Annotated in this window: 25 protein-coding genes; 10 read left to right on the forward strand and 15 right to left on the reverse strand. The window is 64.6% G+C overall.

The window, feature by feature from the left end:
- Nucleotides 1-76 precede the first annotated feature (76 nt).
- Nucleotides 77-856 carry an NAD kinase gene (locus tag WN72_RS30045; protein ID WP_027560024.1) on the forward strand — a complete coding sequence of 260 codons (780 nt, stop codon included), beginning with the start codon at nt 77-79 and terminating at the stop codon, nt 854-856.
- An 8-nt stretch (nt 857-864) separates the two neighbouring features.
- Here the strand turns inward: WN72_RS30045 and WN72_RS30050 are convergent, their stop codons facing one another.
- Genes WN72_RS30050 through WN72_RS30060 form a run of 3 tightly spaced genes read right to left on the reverse strand, consistent with a single transcriptional unit; the run spans nt 865 to nt 2,300 of the window.
- Nucleotides 865-1,446, reverse strand: a complete 582-nt coding sequence (locus tag WN72_RS30050) for a hypothetical protein (RefSeq protein ID WP_027560025.1) — start codon at nt 1,444-1,446, stop codon at nt 865-867.
- Nucleotides 1,447-1,479: 33 nt separating this feature from the next.
- On the reverse strand, nt 1,480-1,734 hold the full coding sequence (locus WN72_RS30055) for a helix-turn-helix domain-containing protein (RefSeq protein WP_051377734.1): 255 nt from the start codon (nt 1,732-1,734) through the stop codon (nt 1,480-1,482).
- 2 nt (nt 1,735-1,736) lie between these two features.
- The gene (locus WN72_RS30060) at nt 1,737-2,300 is read right to left on the reverse strand and encodes a DUF2975 domain-containing protein (RefSeq protein ID WP_092213714.1); all 564 of its coding nucleotides are present in this window, start codon (nt 2,298-2,300) and stop codon (nt 1,737-1,739) included.
- A 171-nt stretch (nt 2,301-2,471) separates the two neighbouring features.
- On the opposite strand from WN72_RS30060, the gene WN72_RS30065 reads away from it, so the two are divergent.
- Both WN72_RS30065 and WN72_RS30070 read left to right on the forward strand, forming a co-directional pair.
- On the forward strand, nt 2,472-3,017 hold the full coding sequence (locus WN72_RS30065; protein WP_008549760.1) for a response regulator: 546 nt from the start codon (nt 2,472-2,474) through the stop codon (nt 3,015-3,017).
- Between the two features lie 27 nt (nt 3,018-3,044).
- Nucleotides 3,045-3,623 carry an Hpt domain-containing protein gene (locus WN72_RS30070; protein WP_092213712.1) on the forward strand — a complete coding sequence of 193 codons (579 nt, stop codon included), beginning with the start codon at nt 3,045-3,047 and terminating at the stop codon, nt 3,621-3,623.
- Between the two features lie 130 nt (nt 3,624-3,753).
- On the opposite strand, the gene WN72_RS30075 is transcribed toward WN72_RS30070, so the two are convergent.
- The 4 genes from WN72_RS30075 to folE form a co-directional block, all read right to left on the reverse strand.
- Nucleotides 3,754-4,929, reverse strand: coding sequence for a DUF2336 domain-containing protein (locus WN72_RS30075; RefSeq protein WP_027560028.1), 1,176 nt, complete (start codon nt 4,927-4,929; stop codon nt 3,754-3,756).
- A 172-nt stretch (nt 4,930-5,101) separates the two neighbouring features.
- The gene (locus tag WN72_RS30080; protein WP_027560029.1) at nt 5,102-6,154 is read right to left on the reverse strand and encodes a transglycosylase; all 1,053 of its coding nucleotides are present in this window, start codon (nt 6,152-6,154) and stop codon (nt 5,102-5,104) included.
- 185 nt (nt 6,155-6,339) lie between these two features.
- Nucleotides 6,340-6,762: a phosphoribosyl-AMP cyclohydrolase gene (hisI, locus tag WN72_RS30085; RefSeq protein WP_092213710.1), complete on the reverse strand. Its 423-nt coding sequence runs from the start codon at nt 6,760-6,762 to the stop codon at nt 6,340-6,342.
- Between the two features lie 27 nt (nt 6,763-6,789).
- Nucleotides 6,790-7,482, reverse strand: coding sequence for a GTP cyclohydrolase I FolE (gene folE, locus WN72_RS30090; RefSeq protein WP_027560031.1), 693 nt, complete (start codon nt 7,480-7,482; stop codon nt 6,790-6,792).
- A gap of 242 nt (nt 7,483-7,724) precedes the next feature.
- Here folE and WN72_RS30095 point away from each other — a divergent pair, with 242 nt between their 5' ends.
- The gene (locus WN72_RS30095; protein ID WP_092213708.1) at nt 7,725-8,180 is read left to right on the forward strand and encodes an iron-sulfur cluster assembly scaffold protein; all 456 of its coding nucleotides are present in this window, start codon (nt 7,725-7,727) and stop codon (nt 8,178-8,180) included.
- Nucleotides 8,181-8,299: 119 nt separating this feature from the next.
- On the opposite strand, the gene WN72_RS30100 is transcribed toward WN72_RS30095, so the two are convergent.
- The gene (locus tag WN72_RS30100) at nt 8,300-9,208 is read right to left on the reverse strand and encodes a COG3904 family protein (RefSeq protein WP_092213706.1); all 909 of its coding nucleotides are present in this window, start codon (nt 9,206-9,208) and stop codon (nt 8,300-8,302) included.
- A 228-nt stretch (nt 9,209-9,436) separates the two neighbouring features.
- Here WN72_RS30100 and yidD point away from each other — a divergent pair, with 228 nt between their 5' ends.
- Both yidD and WN72_RS30110 read left to right on the forward strand, forming a co-directional pair.
- Complete coding sequence (yidD, locus tag WN72_RS30105; RefSeq protein WP_092213830.1) at nt 9,437-9,775, forward strand: membrane protein insertion efficiency factor YidD; 339 nt, start codon at nt 9,437-9,439, stop codon at nt 9,773-9,775.
- Nucleotides 9,776-9,895: 120 nt separating this feature from the next.
- Nucleotides 9,896-10,114 (forward strand): hypothetical protein, encoded by a 219-nt coding sequence (locus tag WN72_RS30110; protein ID WP_027560036.1) that lies wholly within the window; start codon nt 9,896-9,898, stop codon nt 10,112-10,114.
- Nucleotide 10,115: 1 nt separating this feature from the next.
- Here the strand turns inward: WN72_RS30110 and WN72_RS30115 are convergent, their stop codons facing one another.
- Genes WN72_RS30115 through WN72_RS30125 form a run of 3 tightly spaced genes read right to left on the reverse strand, consistent with a single transcriptional unit; the run spans nt 10,116 to nt 12,959 of the window.
- Complete coding sequence (locus WN72_RS30115) at nt 10,116-11,072, reverse strand: PDR/VanB family oxidoreductase (RefSeq protein ID WP_092213704.1); 957 nt, start codon at nt 11,070-11,072, stop codon at nt 10,116-10,118.
- Complete coding sequence (locus WN72_RS30120) at nt 11,069-11,590, reverse strand: MOSC domain-containing protein (protein ID WP_092213702.1); 522 nt, start codon at nt 11,588-11,590, stop codon at nt 11,069-11,071. Before WN72_RS30120 ends, WN72_RS30115 begins: the two co-directional genes overlap by 4 nt.
- Nucleotides 11,591-11,645: 55 nt before the next feature.
- A complete protein-coding gene (locus WN72_RS30125) occupies nt 11,646-12,959 on the reverse strand; it encodes an MFS transporter (RefSeq protein ID WP_092213700.1) in 1,314 nt (437 codons plus the stop codon).
- A gap of 88 nt (nt 12,960-13,047) precedes the next feature.
- Between WN72_RS30125 and WN72_RS30130 the strand changes: the two genes are divergently transcribed.
- Nucleotides 13,048-13,323: a hypothetical protein gene (locus WN72_RS30130; RefSeq protein WP_143130554.1), complete on the forward strand. Its 276-nt coding sequence runs from the start codon at nt 13,048-13,050 to the stop codon at nt 13,321-13,323.
- Complete coding sequence (locus WN72_RS30135; RefSeq protein ID WP_027560040.1) at nt 13,316-13,873, forward strand: helix-turn-helix domain-containing protein; 558 nt, start codon at nt 13,316-13,318, stop codon at nt 13,871-13,873. The genes WN72_RS30130 and WN72_RS30135 overlap by 8 nt, the downstream gene beginning before the upstream one ends.
- A 122-nt stretch (nt 13,874-13,995) precedes the next feature.
- On the opposite strand, the gene WN72_RS30140 is transcribed toward WN72_RS30135, so the two are convergent.
- Together WN72_RS30140 and WN72_RS30145 are read right to left on the reverse strand one after the other, a co-directional pair.
- Nucleotides 13,996-15,210, reverse strand: a complete 1,215-nt coding sequence (locus WN72_RS30140; protein WP_092213698.1) for a hypothetical protein — start codon at nt 15,208-15,210, stop codon at nt 13,996-13,998.
- A gap of 2 nt (nt 15,211-15,212) precedes the next feature.
- Nucleotides 15,213-16,580, reverse strand: a complete 1,368-nt coding sequence (locus WN72_RS30145; protein ID WP_092213696.1) for an APC family permease — start codon at nt 16,578-16,580, stop codon at nt 15,213-15,215.
- A 326-nt stretch (nt 16,581-16,906) separates the two neighbouring features.
- Here WN72_RS30145 and WN72_RS30150 point away from each other — a divergent pair, with 326 nt between their 5' ends.
- Together WN72_RS30150 and WN72_RS30155 are read left to right on the forward strand one after the other, a co-directional pair.
- Nucleotides 16,907-18,259: an alpha/beta hydrolase gene (locus tag WN72_RS30150; protein ID WP_092213694.1), complete on the forward strand. Its 1,353-nt coding sequence runs from the start codon at nt 16,907-16,909 to the stop codon at nt 18,257-18,259.
- A 298-nt stretch (nt 18,260-18,557) separates the two neighbouring features.
- Complete coding sequence (locus WN72_RS30155; RefSeq protein WP_244553685.1) at nt 18,558-18,821, forward strand: hypothetical protein; 264 nt, start codon at nt 18,558-18,560, stop codon at nt 18,819-18,821.
- 17 nt (nt 18,822-18,838) lie between these two features.
- On the opposite strand, the gene WN72_RS30160 is transcribed toward WN72_RS30155, so the two are convergent.
- Nucleotides 18,839-19,216: a hypothetical protein gene (locus WN72_RS30160; protein WP_027560045.1), complete on the reverse strand. Its 378-nt coding sequence runs from the start codon at nt 19,214-19,216 to the stop codon at nt 18,839-18,841.
- A gap of 92 nt (nt 19,217-19,308) precedes the next feature.
- Nucleotides 19,309-20,478, reverse strand: a complete 1,170-nt coding sequence (locus WN72_RS30165; RefSeq protein WP_027560046.1) for an MFS transporter — start codon at nt 20,476-20,478, stop codon at nt 19,309-19,311.
- Nucleotides 20,479-20,596 lie beyond the last annotated feature (118 nt).

Consider the following 20,596-nt stretch of genomic DNA (forward strand, 5'->3'; position numbering starts at 1 on the left):
TCCTCGACAATGCAGGCCCAGGTCGTATAGACGAGCCGGGCGGAACTTTCTCCAGCCAGCGGCCTTGCCGGAAGCCATGACCAAGCCCATGCGATATGACCGGATCGCCTTCGTGGCGAGCCCAAGTAACGAGGCGCAGACCGCCTTCAACCAGCTCACCAAGGACTATGGCAATTGCGATCCGCAAGATGCCGACGTCGTGGTCGCGCTCGGCGGCGACGGGCTGATGCTTCAGACGCTGCACCGGAACATGCGCACGGGAAAGCCGATCTACGGCATGCACCGCGGCACCGTCGGCTTCCTGATGAACGAGTATTCGACGCACGATCTGCGCGCGAGACTCGCGGCGGCGCATGAGACCGAGATCAACCCGCTCCTGATGCGCGCGACGGACGCCAACGACCGCGTGCACCTGCATCACGCCATCAACGAGGTCTACCTGTTCCGGCAGACCTACCAGGCCGCACGCCTGCGCATCCTGATCGACGAGCGCGAGCGCATGCCCGAGTTGATCGCCGATGGCATCATTGTCGCGACGCCCGCAGGTTCGACTGCCTACAATCTGTCGGCGCAAGGCCCGATCCTGCCGATCAACGCGGCGCTCCTTGCACTGACACCGATCAGCGCCTTCCGGCCGCGGCGCTGGCGCGGCGCCCTGCTGCCCAACAGCGCCTATGTCGTGATCGAGGTGCTGGAGGACGACAAGCGCCCGGTCGCGGCCGTCGCCGACCATGAAGAGGTCCGGAGGGTCCGCCGCGTCGAGGTGCTCTCGGACAGGTCCATCTCGATGCGCATGCTGTTCGATCCCGGCCATAGCCTGGAAGAGCGCATCCTGCGCGAGCAGTTCGGCTACTGATCCCCAGCTCACTGGCCGCAGGGCTGAACCGCGTCCAGGCCTCCCGCCATGGCGGGATCGCTCAGCAGGTCAAAATCCCTGACGACCGGAACGAAGCTCTTCGTCTCCGATGTCATCAGATAGATCGTCACCAGCAGCGAGGCCTGCGGGCCCGCATTCGTGCGGCAGAATTCCTTGGCGGCGACGCCAAGTCCCATCGATCCGCGCTTACCGTTCCTCCCCTGCTCGACCATCGAGGCGCGCAACGCCTCGAAGCGCGCGGCATCTTCCGGCGACAAGCGAAAGGCGTAGATGGAGGAGTTCTGTGGCTGGGCAGGCAAGCCGCCCCGCTCGCGTGCGCTCAGCTCCATCATGGCGAAGCTCGTCTTGGCCTCAGCCTCCCCCGCCAGCTTGGTGACGACGTCGAGCTTGACCCCGCCCGAACGCGGCCGCAGCGCGTCGGGCAATTGCACGGCGACGCGCAGCATCGACAGATCCGTCGTCCTGGCATCGATGCGGGCGAGCGGCGGGATCGACGTCAGCGGCACCGAGCCGCATCCGCCAAGCATGAGCGCAGCCGCGCTCGCAAGAACGCGCGCAAGGCCGTTCATCGCAGGCTTCTCCGGTCTGGATTAACGAGTTGGCTAGGCCGATTTCCGGCCGGCCGTGCGAGGCTCCAACGCATCGTCCGCATTGTCAGGGACGTATTCCAGGATATCGCCGGGCTGGCAGTCGAGCACGGCGCAGATCCGCTCGAGCGTATCGAAGCGGATGCCACGCACCTTGCCCGATTTCAGCAGGGAGACGTTCGCTTCCGTGAGCTCGATGCGGGCCGCAAGCTCACGGGACCTGATTTTGCGCCTGGCGAGCATGACGTCGAGATTGACGACGATCGGCATGGTCAGATGATCTCGCTGTTCTCGTGCCACAAGCGAACAGCATCCACCATCACGGTCGCGAAGGCGATGAGCGCAAGCCCGCTCAGCACCGACAGCGCATGCGACTGATCGATGCCGAACATCACCACGATCTGGCCGGGCTGGTTGGCCCGCGTCAGATTGACCGTCGTGAGCATCTGCACCAGCGGCGAGATCAGCGCGCCCACGATCAGCGCAAGGCCCATCCGGCGGATGCGCCAGGCGTTCTCGGTCACGAAGACCTCGCCGCGCGCGAAACGGGAGAACAGCATCGAGAGCTGCAACAAGGCGTAGAGAACAGGCGCAAGGCCGATCAGGCTGATCAGCGCACCGGCGAAGCGCGTGCCGGGATTGAGGGTGAAGGGCTGCGCCCCCAGCGGGGACTGGGTGGCGATCCAGTGCCGAAGCACCTCGTCGCTCGACCAGAGCAGCGGCACCGCAATCACCGCGCCCGCGACGCAGACGAGCGCGCCGACGGCGACGATCCGTCCGATCCGCCGCAATCGCGGCTCGGCCGGCACGGGATAGGGAAACGCGATCACGCTCATTGGACGATGCTCCCGCTCGATTAAGTATTTTTATTGTTTTACGATAAAAAATGTCAGAATTACGATATCACACAGCCCTTCTTCCGATCCGCCGCGAGATGCAAGCGCAACCGTTCATTAACCCCCGACGCGATATGGTTAACGAAGGTTGACCGCTTTGGCCCGGGCGTCATGTTCCGCATCGATTTCAACAAACTGCGCTTCCTCGTCTGCGACGACAATCCGCACATGCGCCGCATCCTGCGGACGCTGCTGCATTCGTTCGGCGCGCGCGAAGTTTACGAGGCCGAGGACGGCGCCACGGCGCTGGAAATGTACAGCCATTACGTGCCCGATATCGTCATCACCGACTGGGCGATGCCGATCTTCGACGGGCTCGAGCTCGCGCAGATGATCCGGCAGCCGGAGTCCAAGGGCAATCCTTACGCGCCGATCATCATGCTGACCGGCCACTCCGAGAAGCGCCGCGTCACCGTCGCGCGCGATGCCGGTGTCACCGAATTCCTGGCCAAGCCGATCTCGGCGAAAGGCCTCTACCAGCGCATCCTCAACGTCGTCGCCAATCCCCGGCCCTTCATCAAGACCAAGACCTATTTCGGTCCGGACCGGCGTCGCAACACCAACTCCGCCTATATGGGCCCCGAGCGCCGCGTCGGCGAAAAACACGAGGTGCTCCAGCAGCCCTCGCTGCTCGACAAGGCCCGGTCCTCCATCTAGCGCAACGTCTCACACGGGGCCGGCATCATGGCGAAGAACAGCGCAAAGGACATCGAGGTCACGGCCTTCGCCACGCATCAAATCATCACGCAGCCCAATCCGCTGCGCAAGGTTCTGCGCCGTGTCGAAGACCAGGACATGGACGATCCGATCGGTCGCGCCGAGCAGGCGCTCGCGGGTCTGTCCGGCGAGTTCAAGGACTGGATGACGACCGAGGTCAACCGCCTGTCGGCCGCCTACGTCGCCATCCGCCATGACAGCTTCACCAAGGAGCGGCGCGACGAGCTGTTCCGCGCCGCGCATGACATCAAGGGCGATGCCGCGACGTTCGGATTTCCGGCGGCCGCGGGAGTCGCCGAGAGCCTGTGCCGCGTCATCGAGCACGCGCCCGATCTGGAAAAGGTGCCGGCCGAACTGTTCACCCACCACATCAACGCGATTCTCGCCATCGTGCACGAGAACACCCAGCTCGACAGGATCAGCGTCTCCGCCGAGCTCAGCCGCCGTCTGCGCAAGGTCGCCGACGATTATCTCGCCCAGGTCAACCGCGACCGCCCCGAGCATCTCGAGGCAATCCTCGCGCCGAGCATCGTGCCGGTGGAGTAAGACTCGTCTCTATCTGCACGATCCGTATCGTAGGGTGGGCAAAGCGAAGCGTGCCCACCAATCAGCTCGAATTGTACAGATAGGTGGTGGGCACGGCGCTTTGCGCCTTTGCCCACCCTACGGCATCTCGCTAGGCGGCAATCAGATCATCGTACACCGGATCGATCGCATCGTCCGCGACGATCTCGTCGCAGAACAGCCGCGCCTCCTCGCGCGCCGATTCCGTCGCGAAGCGGCGGAGCAGCACCATCAGCGGCTCGGCGGCGCCGCGGTCGGTCTCGCAATGGGTCAGCACGCGCTCGACCATGCGCCGGCGCAGCCGCGCCGCACCGTCGTCGCTGTCGACAAAGCCCTGCTCGTGGCAGGCATCGAGCGCCACCTGGAACGCGGCGAACGTCGCCTCGGGCAAGCCGGCGCGGCGGAGCAGCGCATGCAGGCTGTTGCCGCCGCGGTCGTGCAGCAGCGCGGAGACACGCGCCAGCGGCAGATCGGCGAGCTCGGCCAGCGCCGCGTCGAACAAATCGAGATTGCTCGACAGCAGCGCGCGCAGAATGAGACCGGCGGTCAGCTGGCCGGTGACACGGAGGTGATGCACCAGACCCTGCATGTCCTCGCCGCGCGAGCGCGCCGCGATGTTCATGGTGGAGCGGTCGCGCGCCTCGATCGTCACGCGCTCGGCGCGGTCGGCGCTCAGCCAGTTCCGGGCGACGACGAATTGCGCCAGCGTCTCGGACAGCTTTGCCACCAGCGCGGCACGCGTTGCCGCCGGCAGATCCTCCAGCACCAGCATCGCCTCGCGGATCGCGGCGAGATGGCCGTGACGCTCGACGATGCGATTCCACGAGAACGGCGCCAGCTCGGCATGGGGATTTTCGATCAGTTCGAGCGCCGACGCCGCGCAGCCGACTTCGGCGATCGCCGCGCAGACCGACACCGGCAGCGCGATGCGGCGGGCGACCGCGCACTGCACCTCGTCATTGCCGGTGGCAACGATGTCGACGAGATCGGCGTCGATCAGCAGCGGTGAATGTTCGAGCACGGGCAGCGCGACGGTCGGCTGGTCTGCCGACAGCGCCCGCACGATCGCGGCCGGCGCATCGAGACTGCGCGCAAACGCCTCGGCCATCGCCTGCCGCACCAGCGGCGAGGGATCGTCGAGCTGCATCAGCAGCGCGCCTTCGGCGGCGACGCGGTCGTCTGTCGAAAGGTCTGAGATCAGCCAGGCCCGGGCCAACGCCCGCGTCGCCTCCGCCCGCTCGCCAGCGGGCGCGGTCCTGATCCAATTGATGAACTGCCGAACGATCATGCTGCTTCCGGCTTACACAACAAACAAAAATGGTGACGGCTCGTCACCTGCAACACAAAATAAACCACGACGCTTAACAAAGCGTTCACCATAACTGGCTGGTTTCATTGACGTTTTGTTAAGGGAACAAAGACGGCGGCCGCACGCTGCGCAGCACGTAGAGGTGCGCTGACTAGCTCGAGAAGGTGCCGCTGCGATCGCTGAAGAGATCGAGCGGTTGCGGCGGACGCACGTCAGGCGTCACGGAAGCGACCGAGGCGTTGTTGCCCCACAATTTCTGCACCGTGGTCGAGACCGGCTGCGTGATGTCGCCTGGCTGATAGATCGAGCGGAATGCGGGGGTGACCGGCGTGTTATCCGCAACCGTCGTCGACGATATCGTGCTCACTGGCGTGACACCGCGTGCATCGGGAAAAGTCTGGAGATAAGCGGCGTTGTCGATGACGGGCGCGGTCGGCTGCATGCCATTGGCGCTTGCGACCTGCGTGGTCGACGGCGTGTCGCCATACATCGCCATCGCGCTGCGAGTGAGTTTCGAATTCGCCGCGCTGGCGTAGCGCGCGTCGAGCACCGAATAGACTTCCGAGACGCTGCGGGCGCGGCCGTCTCCGGCGTAGAAGATCGAGCGGTTGGCGGAGGCCGCATTGGGAAACAGCCGCGCGCCGACGGCCTGCGGGTTGTCCTCGGCATTGGCGATCAGTTTTGCCGCTCCGCCGACGCCCATGAAATGGGCCATGTAGAGCTCGCTGTCGGACGGCCTGCGGCCGAGCAGACCGGTCAGCTTGAAACTGTTCGACTGCGTCAGCGCCGCCGCCATGCTGGATGCGGCTTCCGGATCGTCCCGCAGCTTCATGATCGACCGCTTCATGAAGGGATCGTCGACGGTGTAGCCGCCGGACGAGGTCCTGGTGATGGCGTTGGCGTAGTTGCCATAGCCGAGCTGGGCGCCCGCCTCCTTCACGGTGCCGAGCCAGGTCTGGTCGATGAACTGGTAGAGCCCGTGCGCCGACGATGTGGTGGCGCCCGCCGTCGGATCGAAATCCGACTCCATCTTGGCGGTGGTCAGCATGTACTGGAAGCTGACGCCGGTCCGGTTGGAGACGTCCTTGATCGCACCGGCGACGCGCGCCCGCGTCGGGTCGAGAGCGACCGTCTGCGTGGCACTGGAATTGTCGAGCGACATGATGAAGTGCCCGCCCCGCGCGGCGTTGAGCGGCGCCGGCAATTCGGCGCCCTATCGTCTCACCGTGGGACAGGTATGGTTAATGCGGGGTTAATTGGGCTTCGCCCGTCGGCCCCCGAGTCATTCCCGGGCATCGCGAAGCGATGAGCCCGGAATCCATTCCACCGCACGTTATGCCGTACGATGGATTCCAGGCTCGCGCTGTGCGCGCCCCGGAATGATGGCGGCTACTTCTTATAGACGTCGCTTGGATCGAACAGCCTGTCAGCATCTACGAAGACCAGCCTGGCGCCACCGCCCTCGCCTTCGACCTTGCGATAGAAGCACGACCGTCGCCCGGTGTGGCAAGCCGCGCCCACCTGCTCGACCTTGATCCACACCGCATCCTGATCGCAATCGGTGCGCATCTCGACGACGTGTTGGGTCTGACCTGAGGTCTCACCTTTTCGCCACAAGGCATTGCGCGAGCGGCTGAAGTACCAGGCCTCGCCCGTCGCGATCGTCTTGCGCAGCGCTTCATCGTTCATGTGCGCGACCATGAGCACGTCGCCGCTGACGATGTCGGTCGCGACGACCGTCACGAGGCCGGCTGCGTCGAACTTGGGGAGGAAGGCGAGGCCTTCCTCGATCTCATGGGAGTGAGCGGACACAGCAACCCTCGCCAGTTATTCGCGAGGTCAGCGCTGCAGGCCTCGCACCAGGGACAGGAAACGGGCCTGCTCCGCCGGATTGTCGCGGAACATGCCGGTGAAGCGGCTGGTGAAGGTGGAGGCGCCGTGCTTGGCGACACCGCGCACCGACATGCAGGTATGCTCGGCCTCGATCAGCACTGCAACGCCGCGGGGTTTCAGGATCTCGTCGATCGCCGCCGCGATCTGCGCCGTCAGATGCTCCTGGGTCTGGAGCCGGCGGGCGAAGATGTCGGTGAGGCGGGCAAGCTTCGACAGGCCGACCACGCGTTCCACCGGCGTGTAGGCGATGTGAGCCTTGCCGTAGAACGGCATCATGTGATGCTCGCACTGCGAGGTGAACTCGATGTCGCGCACCAGCACGAAGTCGTCATAGCCGGCGGTCTCGCCGAAGGTGCGGTCGAGCACCTCGGCCGGGCACTGGTGATAGCCCTGATAGAGCTCGTCGAAGGCCTCGACCACGCGGCGCGGCGTGTCCAACAGCCCCTCGCGCTCGGTGTTCTCGCCGATATAGGCGAGCAGCGTCTTCACCGCTGCTTCCGCCTCGGCGCGCGCGGGGCGCGGCTGGTCGGCGCGGACGGCGACCGCGAGGAATTCGGCAGGGTCAAGCTCGGCCGGGCGGCTCTCGGGCTGCCGGTCAGCGGGCTTGTTGGGGCGGATGGATTTGATGGTAGCGTCCATGTCTACTCCGTTCGACGGCCTCAACGGCCGGAGTGTCACCGGCAGACGGGGCGGCAAGCCGCCGGACGCCTGAAGAGAACAGTTTTGACGAAAAAGGCTCCTGCGTCATCACGCTGGCAGCGCAGGTCTGGATCATCCCCACCGCACCGCTGGACTGTTTTTCCGCCAGTTCCGTCCCTATATAGGACCCTGGGCGGCGGCCGCCAAGGCCGATCCGGTAGGTAAGTGCTGGACTCCATCACATGCTGAACGACATCTATAACAAGCGGATCATCGAGCTGGCCGGGAATATTCCGCGCCTCGGGCGGTTGTCCGACGCCGATGCCACCGCCACCGCCCACTCCAAGCTGTGCGGCTCGACCGTGAAGGTCGATCTCAAGATGGAGGGCGACATCGTCACCGACTTCGCCCATGACGTGAAGGCCTGCGCGCTCGGCCAAGCCTCTTCATCCATCATGGCAAGTCACGTGGTCGGCTCGACCGCGAGCGAACTCCGTGCGTTACGCGAAACCGTTCGCAAGATGCTGAAGGAGAATGGCGCGCCTCCTGAAGGCAAATGGGAAGAGATCAAGTTCCTCGAGCCGGTCCGCGACTACAAGGCGCGGCATGCCTCGACGCTGCTGACCTTCGATGCCGTGGTCGATGCGATCGACCAGATCGAGGCGAAGGCCAAGCAGCCGGCCGCGGCGCAGGGTTAATTCCATCGGTGTCATTCCGGGGCGTCGCCAAGCGACGAACCCGGAATCCAGAGCTTGCCGATCGAGATTCCGGGTTCGCGCTGCGCGCGCCCCGGAATGATCTGCCAGGATTTAGGAGCTTACTTCTGCACCGCCGCAGCCGGCGTGGCCACGCTGCCGGTCGGCACCAGGGCTTCCGCCGTCTTGGTCGACTTGGCGGCCTGTGGCGCCTGCTCCGGTTCGGCGCCGAACCTCGCCTGCGTTTTCGGCGCCAGCTCAGCCATTGCCGGCGCGGAGACGTCGACATGCGGCAGCACGTCGGCCACGAGATCGGTCGTCACGAGATTGGTGAGCTTGAGCTCGCCTGCGTCGAGTTCGTGCAGGTCTTCCCACGGCGGCACGCTAAGCGCGAGCGACAACAGATCGCCGGCACCGCCCATGTCAAAGGTGTATTTGGCGAGCCGGCCGATGTCGCGTTCCACGATCATCAGGTCCTGCGCGCTGTAGCTTGCCGCCTTGGCATCGTCGGCCCGGTCGCCCATCCAGATCTGGTGAACCCGGACATGGGCCGCATCGGGCACGTAGCGCTTCTTGCCGGCCAGCAGCAGGAACACGCACATGGATTCGCAATAGGCTTCAGGCGCCACCGCCGGACGGGCCGACTGCCCGCCGCGGTTCTGAACGCTGATCCCGACCGTGGTCAGAAGGCCAAGATTGCGGAAGCGCCGGCCGAGCGTGATCGCATCGTTGACGGAGCCGCCGCTGGAGTCGAGCACGACGGTGGCGCCGCCAAGCTGACGCGCGCGCGCGAATTCCTCGAAATCCTTGGGGGTATCGGACGTGATGATCCCGACCGCGCTGACCCACCCACGGCAGTTGGGCTCGCAGGCGACCCAGTTGAACTTCATCGGCAGCTTGCGCTCTTCAAGCGCAGCGCCAGCCCGGGCAGACGATCCAAACGTCGCGATGGCCCCCGCCAGCGCGATACCACAGACGGCGGTTCCCACAAGCAACCAGCCGCGAAGATTGAGCGACGTCAGAAGTTTCAAACTGGTCCCTTCCCCAAGCCCCAAAGCGATTCAGGCAAGCCCCGTTTTGCGTTCCATGAGTCTACACACGGACGTCATAAAAATGGTATCCGGGGGAATACAGATCGTCCATAGGTACTTGCTGCACTGCTCCCAAAAAGCACGTAAAATATGGCGCGCAAACAACAGCTTGCGGTTCCCTGCACCGGAACCGTGCAGCACCTCGCTCAACGTCGCGGCAAAGCGCACATGAAGCATTCAGCCTGCGAACATTGTTCCAATCCAGTCGAGGGCGCACTCCGGCTCCCACGCAGATTCGGCCGCGCGCTGATCTGGCTCTACCGCCACACGCTCTCGCCGCTGGTCGGCTACAATTGCCGGCACCTGCCGACCTGCTCCGTCTACGGCGACGAAGCAATCGGGCGGTTCGGGCTTTGGGCCGGCGGCTGGATGACGCTGGCGCGCCTGCTCCGCTGCAACCCGTTCGGCACGTCAGGCATCGACAACGTGCCGCTCAACGCACCGCAGGGCGCGCACTGGTATCTGCCCTGGCGCTACGGCCGCTGGCGCGGCGTCAACGCCCAGTAAAGCGTGCGCATTTTCCCGATCACGCCGGCGTTTGCTGCGGTGCTCTGCGCATCGCTGCCCCGAGCGGAACCGGAACTTTCGCCTCGCGTTGTTGTGATGCTCCCCCGGGAGGAGACAACAATGCGCTGGAAAATCAGCCCTCATTTTCACTTCAAGCCTGGTCCCCGTTCCGGTCCCGGCGGGCATCATCATAATCACGATCCCAGAACCCTCGACATGCTCGCTATCATCGCCCTGCTGGTGCTCGCGGCCGGCTCCGGCTGGTACCTGGCAACGAGCTTCGCCACGCCGCCGAGCTCCACGGCCTTCATCGTGCCGAGCCAGAGCGTGCACTGGTAGATCAGAGATCAAGCACCAGCCGATCGGCGTCCGATCCTACGACGCAGACCATGAGATAGCGCTCGCGCTCGTAAGGCGACAGGATGCGGTCGCGGTGCACGGGCTTGCCCTCGATCCAGCCGACTTTGCAGGCGCCGCAGATGCCGCCGCAGCACGAGGTGGCGACGTCGACGCCGCCTTCCTGCAACGCGGCCAGCATGGTCTGGCCGGCCCGCACCTCGATCTCCATGCCGGAGCGCGCCAGCAACAGCGTAAAGGGCTTTGCATCCGGATCGATCACAGGTGGCGGCGCGACGAAGCGCTCGACATGAACATTCGCCGCGGGCCACGCTGCCGTTTGCCGCTCGAAATCATCGGTCATGCCTTCCGGGCCGCAACAGGCGACCAGCGTGTCCGATCCCCCCTCCCCTACGAGCGCTGCGAGATCAGGACGCCCGGTCCGGGACGTTCGATGCACGACCACGCGCCCCTCTTCGATCAGCGCGCCGAGATGCGCGGCCAGCGGCACCTCCTCGCGCACGATCAGATGCAGTGTGAAGCCGGCCTGCTCCGTTCGCTCGAGATGCCGTGCCATGGACAGGAACGGCGTCACGCCGATGCCGCCGGCCACGAACACATAGCGTGCGATGCGCGCATCGGGCGTCATGCCGCCGCGCGGCAGCGAGACGCCGATGACGTCGCCGGGCCTGACCTCGTCGTGCAGCACGCGCGAGCCGCCGCGCCCCTCCGCCTCGCGCTTCACGGCGATGACATAGCGCGTATTGTCGGCGGGCTCGTTGCACAACGAATAGGTACGCACGAGCCCGTTCGGCAGATGCAGATCGATATGCGCGCCGGGCTTGAACGGCGGTAGTTCCCAGCGATCGGGATCGACCAGGGTGAACAGCTTGATCCCGCGGCCTGCCTCCTCGATGTCGGCGACGACCGTCTTGACCGTCGTGATCGGACGCACCTTCATGCCGCGTTCCGCACGATGTCGCCGACCTTCACGAGGCCGCCTTGCAGGATTTTGCAATTAAGGCCCGAGCGGTTGATCAGGGGATCGAAGATCGCCTTGCCGGTGATCTCCTCGATGTGTCGGCACGGCACCGACAGCCGCGTCGCCTCCAGCAAGGTCTCGCCCAGCCAGAAGCGGCGGCCGACCAGATGGTTCAACGGCACGCCCTCGACCGTGACGTTGCGCCGGTGTTCCTCCGGTCTGAGCTCGATGCCGGCGTCGCGCTTGAGCGCGACCAACGTTTCGAGCTCGAACAGGGTGACCTGCCGGCCCTCCTCCGGCTTGTGCGAGTAAAACCCCTCTTCGTTGCCGATCATATAGCGATCGCCTTCAATGCCCCGGCCGGCGACGAGATTGATTTGCTCCGCCGCGCGCATCGGCAGGAACGCACGCGGGGTGAAATGAAGGAAACGCACCACGCCGGTCCAGCCGAGCTGCGTTGCGTTGTGCGCCGAGCCGGCACTGACGGTATCGAGCATGACAATTCCCCTTGGGTGAACGATGGCGCGCCGCCGGCAGCGACGCGCCGCGGGATCAGGTCAGTTCCTTGTTCGCCATCTCCGGCGCGAAACTGGTTGCAGTCGCGGTGATGGCGGCGCAGGCAATGAGCAAGAGCGAGACCGGCCAGGTTGCGCCCCCACTCCAGGCCATCAGAGACGCCGCAATCAGCGGCGTCAACCCGCCGCTCAGGGCCGCACCGACCTGGAAGCCGAGCGATGCGCCGCTGTAGCGCAGCCGCGCGGAGAACAACTCGGAATACCAGGGCGCACCGATGCCGAACATCACCATCTGACCGAACGTGATCGCGACCACGATGGTGCAGACGACGATGGCGGGATCGCGGGTGTCGAGCAACCAGAACAGCGGGAAGGCAAACAGCGCCGAGAAGGCGCAACTCGCATAGAACATCGTCTTGCGGCCGACGAGGTCCGACAGCCAACCGAACAGCGGAATGGCAAACAGCGCAACCAGCGATGCGGCGAACGCACGGTTCAGGACCACCGCGCGCGGCAGCCCCAGATTGGCCGTGGCGTAGGACATCACGAACACGCCGCCGATGCTGGCATAGGCGATCTCGGAGATCTTCAGACCGACCGCGGTGAAGAACGGCCTGCGGTGATGCCTGAAGATCTCGACTAGAGGCATGCTTGCGACTTCCCTCTTGGCCTGGACCTGACGGAAGGCGGCGGTCTCCTCCATGTTGAGACGGATGTAGAGACCGACGCCGACCAGGAGGATCGAGATCAGGAACGGAATGCGCCAGCCGTAAGTCATGAAGTCGCTTTCCGGCAGGCTCGCCACCAGCGCGAACATGCCGATCGCGGCCAGATTGCCGATGGGATTGCCGACCTGCACCATGCTGCCGAGTAGTCCGCGACGATGTGTCGGACAGTTCTCGACCACCATCAGCACGGCCCCGCCCCACTCACCGCCGAGACCGATGCCCTGGAGAAAACGCAGGCCGATCAGCAGCAGCGGCGCGGCGATGCCGATCTGTTGGTAGGTCGGCAGCAGGCCGATCAGGAAGGTGCCGATACCCATCACCATGATGGTGATCGCGAGCATCGCCTTGCGGCCGACCCTGTCGCCGTAATGACCGAAGATCGCAGCACCCAGCGGCCGCGCCAGGAAGCCGACCGCATAGGTGCCGAAGGCCGCGATGGTGGCGAGCGTGGGATTGCCGGCGGCGAAGAAGACCTTGTTGAACACCAGCGCGGTCGCCGTGCCGTAGATGAGGAAGTCGTACCATTCGACCGCGGTGCCGATCACGCTCGACCACACGATCCGTCGCAAGCTCGCCGCCTCGTCCGGCGCTACGTTCAGGGTTACGTCGTCTGCTACGGTCATCGATCTCTCCAAAAGGTACCGGCGCCTGGGAAAAGCAGTTGGTTCGGTCCGTGGAGCCCATCGGCAGCCAGGACGGTAAAAATCGATCATGTTTACTATTGGAAATCAACGCCACGGAACGCGGCAACTGCCGTCGATCACGGCAAAGGGCATGAAATGCACTAATTTTCGGCTGATTTCTGCGATATACCAGCAAGCCTGCTCACATTATCCGCGTCATTGCCTGAAATTTCTGCGCAAGAGTTTTCTATTGGAATACGCTTGCGGGCAGCCGGACCGGCCGATCCGCGCCATCGGGCTGGCAGTTGGGCGGCATCTGTTGCAAAAGAAGCCCCAGCAGTTCGGGAGATTCATGCGTGCTTGACGTCAGCAAAGCGACAGCGGTCGGGGCCAATATCCGCCAGGCGCGGATTGCCAAGGGCTTGACACTGGACCAGCTTGCCAAGCAGAGCGATCTCACCCGCGGCTACATCTCCCTGGTCGAGCGCAACCTGAAGATCCCTTCCCTCGCCGCGCTGCTGCGGATGGCCGCTGCGCTCGAGGTCAATGTCGCGAACTTCTTCGATCCGAACGCCGAGCCCGCGCCGCGCTATACGCTGTTCCGCCGCGAAGGCGGCAACGTCCCGCTGTTTCAGGACACGTTTGGTGTCGTGCCGCTGGCGACCGGCCGCACCCGCAAGATGATGGAGCCGTTCCTGCTGAGCCCGCCGCACAAGGCGGCAACGCGCGCCTCGCATGCCGGCGAGGAACTACTGTTCGTCATCAACGGCAAGATCGCGATCAAGCTCGACGGCGAGGAGCTGACGCTTGGCAAGGGCGATTGCCTGTATTTTTCAGGAGAGACCCCGCACGAGGTCAGGAGCCTCGGCCGACAGAAAGCGGAAGTGCTCGTCGTCGTGGCCCAGACGCCCTGACGCCTGATTTCAGCAAACAGCCCAAAGCGCGATGAGGTTTGGATGAACCGTCATCGCGCTTTAGCTTGTTGTTTACGCATGATCTTTCCGGAAAACCGCTTCGCACTTTTCCGGATCATGCTTTAGCGGAACCAGAAGAAGCGCCCGGGCGGCGGCGGGATCGGCTCGGGCGGACGCGGTCGCTTCGGGCGCGGTGGTCTCGGCGGCGGCTCGGCGGACGAGGTGGCCTCCGCGGCCGGCACGATCTCGCTGCCCGGCACCTTCACCGACAGCAGCAGATTCGATTCATTCATGCGCCAGCGATAGCCGACGCCGAAGTCGATCGGCTGGGCGCGCGTGAACAATTCGGCGTAGCGCTCCTGATAGCGCCCGGGGAATTCGTCGATCGGTCCGAGATAGCGGCCGAACGGGAAGAACCGCCACTGCCGCGCGCTGTAGTTCGCAAGCGGAATGCCGGAATCGTCCTGGATGATGGTCGCGCTGTTGGCGAGCAGCCAGTCGCGCGCGACGGTGAAGTTGCCGGAGTGCAGCAGATACGACGCGCTCTTGAGCAGGCTGTTGCCGGGCCCGAGCGTCTCGCAGAACCTCAGGAAGCCCGCTGCGCGCGCGCTCGCGTTGGAGAGATCGGCGGAGAAATAATACAGCGTGCGGGCTTCCCCATCGGGGCCTGCAAAGGTGATGCGGACGCCGCGCGTCGCGCTCGGTCCCGGATTGTCGTTGCCGACATGCATCCCGCCCTTGTTGTCGAGCGCGACCATCTCGACGTTGCGGATGGTCTTGCCGGAGCGCGCGAGGAAGACATAGAGGATCGGCAAGGTGCCGCTGACCTGGTTGGTGTGCAGGTCGACCTTCATCTGCTTGGTGATGAAGAAGGAGAAGCTCAGGATCGAGCCGAGCGAGCGCTCGACGTTGTAGAGCGCGGCGCCGACCGAACCGCGCGGCAACCGCGTCAAATCCGGCACGGTGCCGACCGGCTCCAGGGCGCCGAGCACATAGGTGCTGGCCTTGGAATAGAAGGCATCAGCGTAGAGGAAGTCAGGTCCGCTGAACAAATAGAACATGGTCGGCCTGGGCGCGGTCAGATTGACGTCGGCCCAGCTCCGGATCTTCGCGAGCTGGCGCTGCTCGAGCTGGGCGAAGGCGCCGTCGAAGAATTTGGCGTGGCGTTGCCAGCCTGGGTCCCTCGTGAGCGGCACCAGCGGCGAATCCGCCGAAGGCTGCATGCCCGCAAGGAAGCGCGCGGTGTCGTCGAAGGTGACCTCGGCCGCACGCGCCGACGCGATGGCCGCAGCCAGGAGGGCAAGAGCGACGGCCGCAACTCTCATGGGTCGAAACATGTCTATTCGCGATTGTGTGACGTGCCAGCGGCGACCGGCCGCCTGCGGAAAATAGCATAAATCAACAAGCCCGAGACCATGACGAGCATCCCGGCGAGCGACTGAATAGGCCGCTCGGTCAACAGGTAGTACATCATGAAGGCGGTCACGAGCAGGAAAACGAGCGGCGTGAACGGGTATCCCCAGGTGCGATAGGGCCGCGGCAGCTCGGGATTGGTGATGCGCAGCTTGATGACGCCGGCAACCGTGAAGAACGAGCAGAACAACAGCGCGAACTGGATGAAGTCGAGGACAGCCTCGAAGCTGCGCGTGAACAGCAGCAGGTTGGCCACCGCGAGCTGAAACAGGATGGCATAGGCCGGCGCGCCGCTGACCGACCGCTTCGAGAACACGCGCAGCGCCGGAATGTCCTCCCCCATCGTCATCATCACGCGCGGGCCGATCCACATCATCGCGCTGATCGAGGAGATCAGGCCGACGCAGATCATGGCACCGACGATGCGGCCGCCGAGGCTGCCGAAGATCGCTGTGCCGGCGACGCTGGCGACGTCGAGCTGGCCGGCGAGCGCGCTGACGGGCGTTGAGTAGAGGAATACGGCGTTGAGCGCGACATACAGCACCAGCACGATCAGCGTGCCCGCGAGCAGCGCGCGCGGCAGGCTCTGCTGCGGCGTGTTCATCTCGCCGATGATGTAGGTCGCGGCGTTCCAGCCCGAGAACGAGTACATCACGAACACGAGCCCGATCGCGAAGGGAGCGCTGACGATATGCACGAGATCGCCCGGCTGCGGCGTGAAGGCAATCGGCTGCGGCACGCCGATGATGAAGCCGGCAACGAGGAAGGCGACGATCAGCACGACCTTCAAAATGGTCGAGATCAGCTGGAAGGTCGAGGAGTGCCTGACGCCGGTCAGCTGCACGAGCGAGACCAGCCACACCACGCCGATGGCGAGCGGGATCGGCTGCAGATCGGGGATGACCGATTTGGCGTATTCGCCGAACGCCATCGCCGCGAGCGCGACGGGCGCCGCAAAGCCCACCGTCGCCGAGACCCAGCCGGCGAGAAAGCCGAAGGCGGGATGATAGGCGCGGCCGAGGAAATTGTACTCGCCGCTCGAGCGCGGAAACATCGCCCCGAGCTCGCTGTAGGAGAATACGCCGCACAACGCGACGACGCCGCCGACTGTCCACAGCAGCAGGATCGAGAAGCCGGACGGGATGTCCTTGACCTGGAAGCCGAGGCTGGTGAACACGCCGACCCCGATCATGTCGGCAACGACGATGGCGGTTGCGACCAGAGCGGAGACCCCCGACCCGCGTCCGGTCAGCCGGCCAGTCCAAGGCGCAGTACCCGCATCTGATGCCGTCATCGGGGTCCTTAAACCTCAGGCGTCGCGCCTCCTCGGAGGCATCGTGCAGATTGGTCCAGTCAATTCAAGCAGGGTTAACAAGGGTTAAATGAGGCGAACGCAATAGGTAAATTAACACCTTTCATGCATGGTCTTGGGCAATAAATCCGCCCAAACACCGGGAAATCCCGTTTTCCTCCCCCACAATCAGGACACGATTGCATGGTCCTTTTGAGCGTTCCGGATGTGGGGAAGTTTCTCCGGACGCTTAACGTTACCTAAACGCCGGTCGGCTCAATTGTCTCAAGCTTGCCGATTGACTTGAAGTGCCTTGGGGTCATGGGTGGATGGTCGGGGCCGTTCCGAACGTGAGAGCTGACACGCGTGCCGATCGGACGAATTCCGGTCGGCACGGCCGTGCGCTCCGGATCGGTCTGGTCTCAGCCTTGGTGCCCCTCGCGCTCGCGCTGGTTCAATGCGGCAAGGCGTCCAATCCGGCAGCGCTCGCGGCGAACTCGCAGGCCAACGTCCAAACCAACGTCCAAGCCAATCAGGTCGTCGCCAAGACCAATCCACAGGCCTCCAACCGGCAGGTTGCGAGCGGCGACAGCTTCGAGGATCGCTTCCCTGCCCCGCAGTTCACGGAGCGCTTCCCGTCGGCGAGCGAGAGTTTTCTGCAACGGCAGATGTCGGACTTCTCGCCAAAGCGCGCGGTGCAGCAACAGCCGGAGCAAGCTCCCTACAAGGTCGCCTCGCTCGAGCCTCAGGTCCCGTTCAAGCGCCCCGCACGTGACGACCTGACGACGCTTGTCAGCATGAAATCGTCGGCGTTCCCCTATTTCGGCAACAATCCCGCCTCCGATGCGCCGTTCCTCAACATCTCCAAGGGCGACCGCCGCGGCCACCGCAGCTATTCGGGGCGCGTCTACTGGCAGGACGAGACCTACAGCGACAGCCGCGTGCTGGTGCACGTGCCCGAGCATTTCGACGTGCACAAGCCGGGCGTGATCGTGGTGTTCTTCCACGGAAATGGCGCAACGTTGGAGCGCGACGTGCGCAACAGGCAGCTGGTGCCGCAGCAGATCACCGATTCCGGCGCCAACGCGATCCTCCTTGCTCCGCAGATGGCGGTCGATGCCGCCGATTCCAGTGCCGGCAAGTTCTGGCAGGCCGGCGGCTTTAAGCGCTTCATGGAGGAATCGGCGAACCACCTCGCCCGCCTCACCGGCGATCCCAACAGCGCGCGCGCCTTTGCCAACATGCCGATCGTGATCGTCGGCTATAGCGGCGGTTTCCTGCCGACGGCCTGGAGCCTCGAGGTCGGCGGCATCAGCGACCGCGTCCGTGGCGTCGTGCTGCTCGACGCCGTCTATGGCGAAATGGACAAGTTCGCCTCATGGATCGAGAGCCACCGCTCCGGCTTCTTCGTCAGCTCCTACACGCACTACACCGCACGACGCGACCGCGAGCTGATGAGCATGCTCAGGCAGAAGGGCATCAGCGTCTCCGAAGACATGGATGGCCCCTTGCGTCCCGGCAGCGTGGTGTTCGTGGAGACCGGCGAAGGCATCACACATCGTGACTATGTGACGCGCGCCTGGACGCGCGATCCGCTCAAGGACGTGCTGGTGAAGATGTCGGCGACGCCGGCGCTCTCGCTCACGCGGGTGGCCTCCACCAATCCGGCACCGAGCCGCTAGGGCAGCGTTTTCGAGCGAAGTCGATACCGGTTCGCGTCAACAAAACGCGTCAAATTGAGAAAGGTGGAGATATTGCGCCAGCCGGCATTTGGCTGCGCTGCCTGCAATTGTCTCAAGCCTGATCAAAATGTGATGTTGACGGCCGACAATTCCCGGGGGTCACCGGATTGCTTCCGCTGGCGACGACCATAATTTGCCGGCCGAGCTGCGATTGGACTCTTGTGGGGACGAGCCGTGCGTCAGGGATTGTACAAGGTCGACTTCCACACCGTTCACGGAACCGGCTGCGGCGTCGTCTATGTGGTGGATGGCAAGATGCGCGGCGGCAATTCCGCCTTCGCCTTCATCGGCACCTATACGGGCGAAGGCGACAGCATCAAGGTTCAAGATCGCGACCCAGCGCCACAACGACGACCCGGCCTTCAGGCCGCTGTTCGGCATCGACCGGATCACCCTGACGCTCGCCGGCCGCGAAGACGGCAACACGGCGGAGTTCGAAGGCACCGCGCTGCAAGTGCCGGGCGTTGCCTTCAGGGCCGTCTTGAGCCGCATCAGCGATTAGCCGTCCAGCTTGCGGACTTAGTTCTTGGGCAGCTTCGGAATGCTCTCGGCAAAACCGTTGAAGCAGGCCAGCCGCTCGTCCTCTTCCTTGAAGAAACGGCAATCGGCGTAGCCCTTGGCCTTCGCCGGCTTTGGCTTCGGCGCCGGCGGGATCACCGCGTCGTAGCAGTTGAGGCGGTCCTTGGTGCCGTCGTCGATGTCGAGGCAGGCCTGGAGCCGCGCCGCGACCGATTGCGGCTTGCCCTTCGGCGCCGGCGCGGCCGTGGCGGCCGCCGTCTTGGTCCCTTTGGGCTTGACCTGCACCAGCGGCTTATCCCCCACCATGGGTGGCTTGTCGGTCTGCGCAAACGCGGAGGCTGAATAGAGCACCGCGGCAACCGCCAGAATCATCCTCATCTCAGTCAACTCTCTTTGGTCCCCATGACCGGCCTTCTAGCGCTCCGGCGCGCGGTTTGCCAAGCACCTTGCGCACAGGAAAACGCTGGAATTCAGGCGGTGGCGGCCGCCGCCGGCCGGGTCAGGACCACCAGGATCAGCGCCAGCACGACGAAACCGACCGCGACGAAGCCGAGTGTGTGCAATAGCTCGCGGGCGAACAGCAGCCCGCCGGTGGCGGAGCCGACCGCCTGGCCGATATAGAGAACAGAGGTGTTGAGCGCGACGGTCGCCGATGCCAGCGGCGGCGCGGCCGCGACCAGGCGGACCTGCTGCATCGAATTGGTCGAGGCGAAGCCGAGACCCCAGACCGCCACCGCGACCGCCATCAGCACGAGGCTACCCGCACCGAGCGCCCAGCCGGTTATCCCCGCAAGCAGCAGGCAGGTGAACAGCAGCGAGGTTCGGAACGGTCCCCAGGTATCGACGATGCGGGTTGCAATCACGACGCCGAGGAAACCACAGACGCCATAGACGGCGAACACCATGCCGATCGCATCGGGGCTTGCCCCGGTCAGCTTCTTCAGCAGCGGCCCCATGAAGGTGAACACCACGAACTGCCCGGACATTTGCAGCATGGTGATCGCAAGCAGAAGCAGGATCGCCTTGCTGCGGCCGACCGCAACCCAGGTCTTCAGGTCGACGGGCACGCCCTTCAAGCCGCCCGGCAGGCGCATCAGCAACAGCACGAAGCTGACGCAGCCGAGCACGCCGATCTCGCCATAGGCCGCACGCCAGCCATAGCGGCTCGCGATGAAGGTGATCAGCGGCAGGCCGACGGCGGCCGCGAGCGACCAGCCGAGAAAGATATAGGCGATGGTGCTGCCACGCCGCTTCACCGGCACGATCATCGCCGCGGTGCCGGCTGCCTGCGGCGTGTAGAGCGCGCCGATCGCGAGCATGACGAGACGGATCACCAGAAGGCTGGTGTAGTCCGGCGCAAAGGCCGAGGCGAGATTGCCAAAGGCGAGCACGGCGAGCGTCGTGGTGAGCAGCGTCCGCCGCTCGATCCGGCTGGTCAGCCACGCCGTCAGCGGCGAGCCGATGCACAGCGTGATCGCGCCGAATGTGATCAGTAGCCCGGCCGCATGGATGGTGACGTCGAGCCCGCTCGCCAATTCCGGCAGCATGCCCGCAGGCGCCAGCACCGAGCAGCCGGTGACGAGATTGCCGAGCATCAGGGCGGTCGGCGCAAAGCGCCGGGCGGCGGGGGCATTTTCCATGCAAACGCATGTAGCGGCGGCTTGTGACGAGTTAAAGGGCGCTGAGCCAAATAGTTGGTGCAAGGCCCCGCTTTTGCGCGCCACTTTCTTGGAATTGCCGGATTGCGCAGGCCGAATC

It is taken from the genome of Bradyrhizobium arachidis, assembly GCF_015291705.1.
Lineage (GTDB): Bacteria > Pseudomonadota > Alphaproteobacteria > Rhizobiales > Xanthobacteraceae > Bradyrhizobium > Bradyrhizobium arachidis.